The sequence below is a fragment of the Acinetobacter sichuanensis genome, from assembly GCF_003024515.2.
In the GTDB taxonomy this organism is placed as follows: domain Bacteria; phylum Pseudomonadota; class Gammaproteobacteria; order Pseudomonadales; family Moraxellaceae; genus Acinetobacter; species Acinetobacter sichuanensis.
The window spans coordinates 1-5,523 of record NZ_PYIX02000083.1 but is presented as its reverse complement, the minus strand read 5'-3'; the positions used below and the strand labels follow the sequence as shown (position 1 = coordinate 5,523).

The window sequence follows — 5,523 nt, the reverse complement described above, 5'->3', positions numbered from 1 at the left end:
TTCTTTTAATCAGTCTGAGCGTCATCGTATTTCAGGGTTATCTATAGATCGTAAAGCGTACTTAAGAACTTATGATAAGTATGAGCAATATGCTTTAGTGAAACTAGGTGATTGGCGAGTTGATTTAGAAGCACATTTACGTGGTTACTTCTTCAAAGTTGCAGAAGAATACGATTTGTAATTGCATAGTCCCAAAATTAAGGGTATATTTTTCTATACTGGTCGTATTACGGTTTTCCGAGACCAAGTCATCAAAGCTTATAAAATTGAGCTTTTTGCATTATGGCGGACTTACTTTATTCGTAGTGGTTTAATTTAATCATCCACCACCAGATAGAAGCTCACATTAGTGGGCTTTTTTGTTGTCTGGGATAAAGTGACGACCCTTACATAATATTTAATTGCTTAATTTATTGGTGTTTGATTATAATAATATTGTAATCAAATGTAGTTATAGTTTGGTTTATGTTCAAATAAAAACTTATTTAAAATAAGCTTTTATTCTTGTTTGTTCTATAAGGGGTTATTAATAATGGCTAAATTAAGCTTGGAAGCTTTAAATAATATTGATGGTTTTATGGTTGGTGCGCTTGTTGATAGTGAGAGTGGCTTAACTTTGGCTTCTACAGGTTCAGGCTTGGATTTGGAGCTTGCTGCAGCTGGAAATACAGAAGTAGTTCGTGCTAAGCGCCGAGTAGCAAAATCTTTAGGTTTAAATGATCATATTGATGATATTTTGATTACTTTGGGTAAGCAATACCATCTGATTCGCCCACTTGAAACGAACGATACATTATTTTTATATCTTGTTTTAGATCGCCAAAAGGCAAATCTAGCGATGGCCCGCCATGAGTTAAAGCGTTTTGAAAAAGAATTAGATTTTTCATAAAATTTAGAAATAAAAAAACTACCTTTGGGTAGTTTTTTTATTGGATCAACTCTAACTAGATTGATTTCGCGCTATTTAAAAGTTTCGAATTCGGCACTTTTAATTACATATTAATATTGATTTGATTTACATTTGATTATAATAATACTTGACTCATAGATGTGTGATCCTTACTATTCGCTATAGTGGGTACATTTTATGGCAACTCGCTTAGCATTAGCCTCAGTAGAGTGATAGCAGTTAGATTGACAGCTCGGAAAGACGGGTAGTATGCATGCAACGTTACGGGACGTTAACCGTAGTCTTCTGTTTAGTCGGGAGCATCAGTTTATTACTTGTTCTTTGTTTAGTAACTCTGCTCAAGAACAAGTATTTTTATTAGAATTTATGTACCCATATTCCTGATGATATGGGTATTTTTTTATCTGTAATAAACTGATATAAAAGAATATAAATAATAGTTGTTATTTTTCTTTTATTTTTGTATAAAAAAGAAACAACAAAAAAAGGGGGGAGATAAAATGCTTAATAAATCTATAGCTTTCTTGTTTTTTGTGTTTATGTATCTAGCACTTACAACAATGGTGTATATGATCGGGAATTTACCTATGTGGTAAGGTAAATTAATTTACGTACAATAGCTCATCGAAAGGTGGGCTATTTTGTTGTCTATGAAAAGACAACCTATTCCTACTGGGGTGCCGACCAGTAGAACATGCCTTCGAGTAAAAACCTAGAATAGGGAGACTAAAGAGGATTGAAAGCAAGTAAAGCAAACCGTGCATGTTAGGTTGGTGTGATTGTGAGTAGCGGTAGATCAGTTGCCGAGCTGATTAATATCAAAATCAAAGGCAAGGGTGTGGCAGATTACTACATCCTTTTAACGCGCCATTAGCTCAGTGGATAGAGCATCCGCCTTCTAAGCGGATGGTCACAGGTTCGAATCCTGTATGGCGTGCCATATTTTACTTAATACAAACAAGATAAGTAGTTTTGAATAATGTAATAGTTTTGGATAGTGTAATATTTTATAAAAAACATATATTTACAAATTCATTCTGGCTTGAATATCGCTCATTAGAATGCTTTAATAATCAGATTATCTTTATATTAGTGAGTTTTTGTATGAGTAAGATTGATATAGCTAAGCTGAATGTGGATAAGTCAAAAGGAGGTATGCATGTCATTTAAAAGCGAAGGAAATTTTGAATTAAGATTTATTGATCAAACTAAGTTTGAGATTGATTGCGCAAACAAAGGACAAGAGTTATTTATTCTTGGTGAATTGCGAAAATCCAATTTTGTTAAGGATATTTGTGCAGTTGAAATGCGTGGTGTCTACCCTTATCAAATTACTGGAAAAACCATCAGTCAAGAGTGGCTGACTTCACTGTTAAAGGAATGGGATGAAGATTTGAATAATGTGGAAGTTTCTGAATACAAAGATTTGAATTAAAATCTAATAGATTTAAACCCCACATGTTGGGGTTTTTTAATGCCTAGAGGAAAGTGAAGGTTTGGAATTGTGGAAAATAAAGCCTATTTTTAATAAGCTTTATTTCTGTTTATTGTGGTGTTTAAAGTTCAGTAATAAGAATAGATATTTAGTTGTGAATTACGATTGCAGATTTCCATAATGGTGCTATTTGGTGAAATGGGACTGGTTGAGTGTATCGACTCATTGGGTCATTGATGTGTAATACCGGAATTATCCCCATAGGTGTCTGTGCAAATCCCATACCTCGTACTACTACAACGTGAGTCATTCCTTGATATAGCTGACTTAACTCGATGATAACGGGTTTTCCTTGGGCAAGTGTGTTGTAGAGTGTCATTGGGTCTGTTGGTGGAGCATAACTTGATGCACTACCTCCAAAATAATATAAGAGTTGCTGAATTTTATTGGTATCTCCTGTGACTGCGCAATTATTGTAATTAAAGCAACAATAATTAGGGTTTGTATTATTTGCTATAGCAACCAATTGACATTGTGACATTGTCTTGGCTGGACCATGTTTATAATGAATAATTTGTTGAGCAACGGCGGCCCAGCACCATACTGTGGTCTGTTGGGAGATATTTTGTATTGGTAGGTCAATAGGTGGTGGAGCATAAGGTGGCATTGCTGGCGTGTAAGCAGTAGATAAAATTGGCTTTAAAAGTAAGCAAAAAAATAAGATTATTATTTTTAATGATTTCATACCTCACCTCATTTTTTATGTGAAAACAATATTTTATTTTATTTTGATAGTTGTTAGTAGGTTGTTTTAAATTATGTTGATTGGTAAAAGTTATGGAAACTTCCGAATACACCTCATTAACCAAGAAGAAACCATTAAAACCTAAATCCAAAACTCGCCCATTACCGAAAGCTAAAGAAGCATACATAGAAGCTGAGGAAAATTTTGAACACGCATTAAATGTTTTTGAAATTAAATACCAAAAGAAATTCCAGATTAAATCAACCAAGCATTGGCGTTTTGATTTTCTATTAATTGAGCACAAGATTTTAGTTGAGATCTCAGGTGGACCATGGTCGGGTGGTCGTAAAGGCAAACTCGCAAATAAAGCATGGAGCTTGGATCGTTACGATGTGGCTGCTGATTTGGGTTACACCGTTGTACGAATAGAATCTGCACCGAGATATAAAATTCAAGAAGATGGGCTATTACAGATCGAGGCTAATTTTTCTAGTCAGTGGCTTAAGAACTTGAAGAGGTGTGTTCTGAATTAACTTTGTCATTCTGCAGTGTAAGTTTGCGTAAATTGTATTTGATACCCAAAACAAGGTATCATATTATTCATTCATAGTATTTTTCATATTTGGGGTATATCCCATGAGTCAGATAAATCCTGCTCCTGATATTAAGTATCTATATAATATTATAGGAAAGGAAGGTAAAAAAAATCTAAAAACAGAAGAATTTCAAAAAAGAAAATTAATGAGTATTGTTAAAAGTATTGCAATAGATGATCCTATGCAAGCATTGTGCGAAAAAGCAAGTGTAGAGGCTTATTATAATCATTATGATATGGCGGTTGGGACTTTAAAAAATGTCTTAAAATTGACGAGTAATCAATCTTATTTTGCATGGGAAAAATTGTTAAAAATTTATATTGAAACTGCAGATATAGAAACATTTATTGAAAAGTACCGATTAGCATTGGAACAGCCATTAGAAAACACTCAAAAATTAGATGCACTATTTAAATACGTATTATCCACCTATCTTATTACGGATTTATATGATGATGAGCTATTAGGTCTAAAACTAAATAAGTTTGAAAAATATACTGTGGATAAAAAAAGAGATATGATTCAGCAATTGGATATTTCTCTGCCTGTGTATAGAAAATTTATGTCTATATTTTATAAAGAGTTTTATTCACAATATATCGGCAGAACGCGCCCTATCTTTTGTGATGAAACTCAAGATCTAATTATAACTATGCATACCTCAATTGATTTTGCTCAAGACCTATTTGACTTTAATAACCATTTACAAGATGTCATTATGGCATGGTATTCAGAAGCTAATGAGGAAGATCAAAAGCAAATAGAGAAAGTGGTGATCTACATTAAGCACAGTAGCTTAATTGAACAAGAAGGTGGGATTGCTGCTTAAATGGATGTCCAAGACTTTTATACTGTTGCCAAAAACTTACATGATGCGAATACAGAAAAAGATGAAGCAATTAATCGTACAGTGGTTGGACGTGCCTATTATGCAGTGTACTTAGCTACACGAGATTGGATAGATCAGCGCTTTTCTACTGAAATAGAAGAGGCTGAGGGTAACTCTCATGAAAAATACACCAACTGCTTATCGGTACTTCAACGTAAACATATGGACTTGGCGCTCAGCCGCTTTAGTCGAGAGTTAAAAACCCTTAAAGCACAGCGTCATTTTGCAGATTACAATGTTGATAAGAATGATCAGCAAACCCATATCAGTACGCAAGCTGCATTACTACAGGGCAAAAAACTCTTAGATGACTTAGATATTTTAAAACAGAAGTACCCTTAGTTTGAAAGTTAAATAATTTATCAAAACCCACATACACAATGTGGGTTTTTTATTGGATGAAATATGGAACAGATCAGACCATTTCCACCAACAGAACTGCTTGATCAAGCCGAGGAAGAAGAAACAATCCGCTTGGCACCTGCACCAGATCTAAAAGATTGGGTTGTTAAAAACTTTCTTACCATTGGCGGCGCGTTACATAATCCAGATCATGACCACATTGCTGAGCTACTTCATGACAATGACGAGTTTTTAGCTTTTGCTTGGGCATCATCTGCGGCTCAATCTAAAAAACGTATGGTATTGGGTCAATGTGAAAAGGTGATGTTTAATGTTGGTGGATGGAAGAAAGCACGACAAGAACAACAGATGCGGGATTGGTATGGATTTGTACCGACGTATTTAATTACGATTGATGCGAGTTATTGTGAAAAGAGCAATGACCGCAACTTTTGCGCGTTACTCGATCATGAGCTTTATCACATTGGTGTAGAACGCGATGAAGATGGTGAAATGCTTTATAGCGATATGACAGGTTTACCTAAACATTATTTGGCAGGTCACGACGTTGAAGAATTCTTTGGTGTTGTTAGACGTTGGGGCGCG

General features: G+C 34.6%; 7 protein-coding genes, 1 tRNA gene and 1 pseudogene. 8 read left to right on the top strand and 1 reads right to left on the bottom strand.

Features of this window, described 5'->3' with window-relative positions; all coding sequences use genetic code 11:
* The 4 genes and pseudogenes from C9E89_RS21345 to C9E89_RS21330 form a co-directional block, all read left to right on the top strand.
* A pseudogene (locus tag C9E89_RS21345) lies at positions 1–181 on the top strand (hypothetical protein); the annotation flags it as partial.
* Between the two features lie 351 nt (positions 182–532).
* Positions 533–889, top strand: a complete 357-nt coding sequence (locus tag C9E89_RS21340; RefSeq protein WP_107010143.1) for a roadblock/LC7 domain-containing protein — start codon at positions 533–535, stop codon at positions 887–889.
* An 885-nt stretch (positions 890–1,774) separates the two neighbouring features.
* Positions 1,775–1,850, top strand: a tRNA-Arg gene (locus tag C9E89_RS21335).
* Between the two features lie 219 nt (positions 1,851–2,069).
* Positions 2,070–2,345, top strand: coding sequence for a hypothetical protein (locus C9E89_RS21330; protein WP_107010142.1), 276 nt, complete (start codon positions 2,070–2,072; stop codon positions 2,343–2,345).
* A gap of 148 nt (positions 2,346–2,493) precedes the next feature.
* Here the strand turns inward: C9E89_RS21330 and C9E89_RS21325 are convergent, their stop codons facing one another.
* Complete coding sequence (locus tag C9E89_RS21325; protein WP_107010141.1) at positions 2,494–3,090, bottom strand: papain-like cysteine protease family protein; 597 nt, start codon at positions 3,088–3,090, stop codon at positions 2,494–2,496.
* A gap of 92 nt (positions 3,091–3,182) precedes the next feature.
* On the opposite strand from C9E89_RS21325, the gene C9E89_RS21320 reads away from it, so the two are divergent.
* The 4 genes from C9E89_RS21320 to C9E89_RS21305 form a co-directional block, all read left to right on the top strand.
* Positions 3,183–3,623 (top strand): hypothetical protein, encoded by a 441-nt coding sequence (locus C9E89_RS21320; RefSeq protein ID WP_107010140.1) that lies wholly within the window; start codon positions 3,183–3,185, stop codon positions 3,621–3,623.
* Positions 3,624–3,726: 103 nt separating this feature from the next.
* The gene (locus C9E89_RS21315) at positions 3,727–4,515 is read left to right on the top strand and encodes a hypothetical protein (protein ID WP_107010139.1); all 789 of its coding nucleotides are present in this window, start codon (positions 3,727–3,729) and stop codon (positions 4,513–4,515) included.
* Positions 4,516–4,917, top strand: coding sequence for a hypothetical protein (locus tag C9E89_RS21310; protein ID WP_107010138.1), 402 nt, complete (start codon positions 4,516–4,518; stop codon positions 4,915–4,917).
* Positions 4,918–4,980: 63 nt separating this feature from the next.
* On the top strand, positions 4,981–5,523 hold a 543-nt coding region (locus tag C9E89_RS21305), incomplete at its 3' end, for a putative metallopeptidase (protein WP_107010137.1).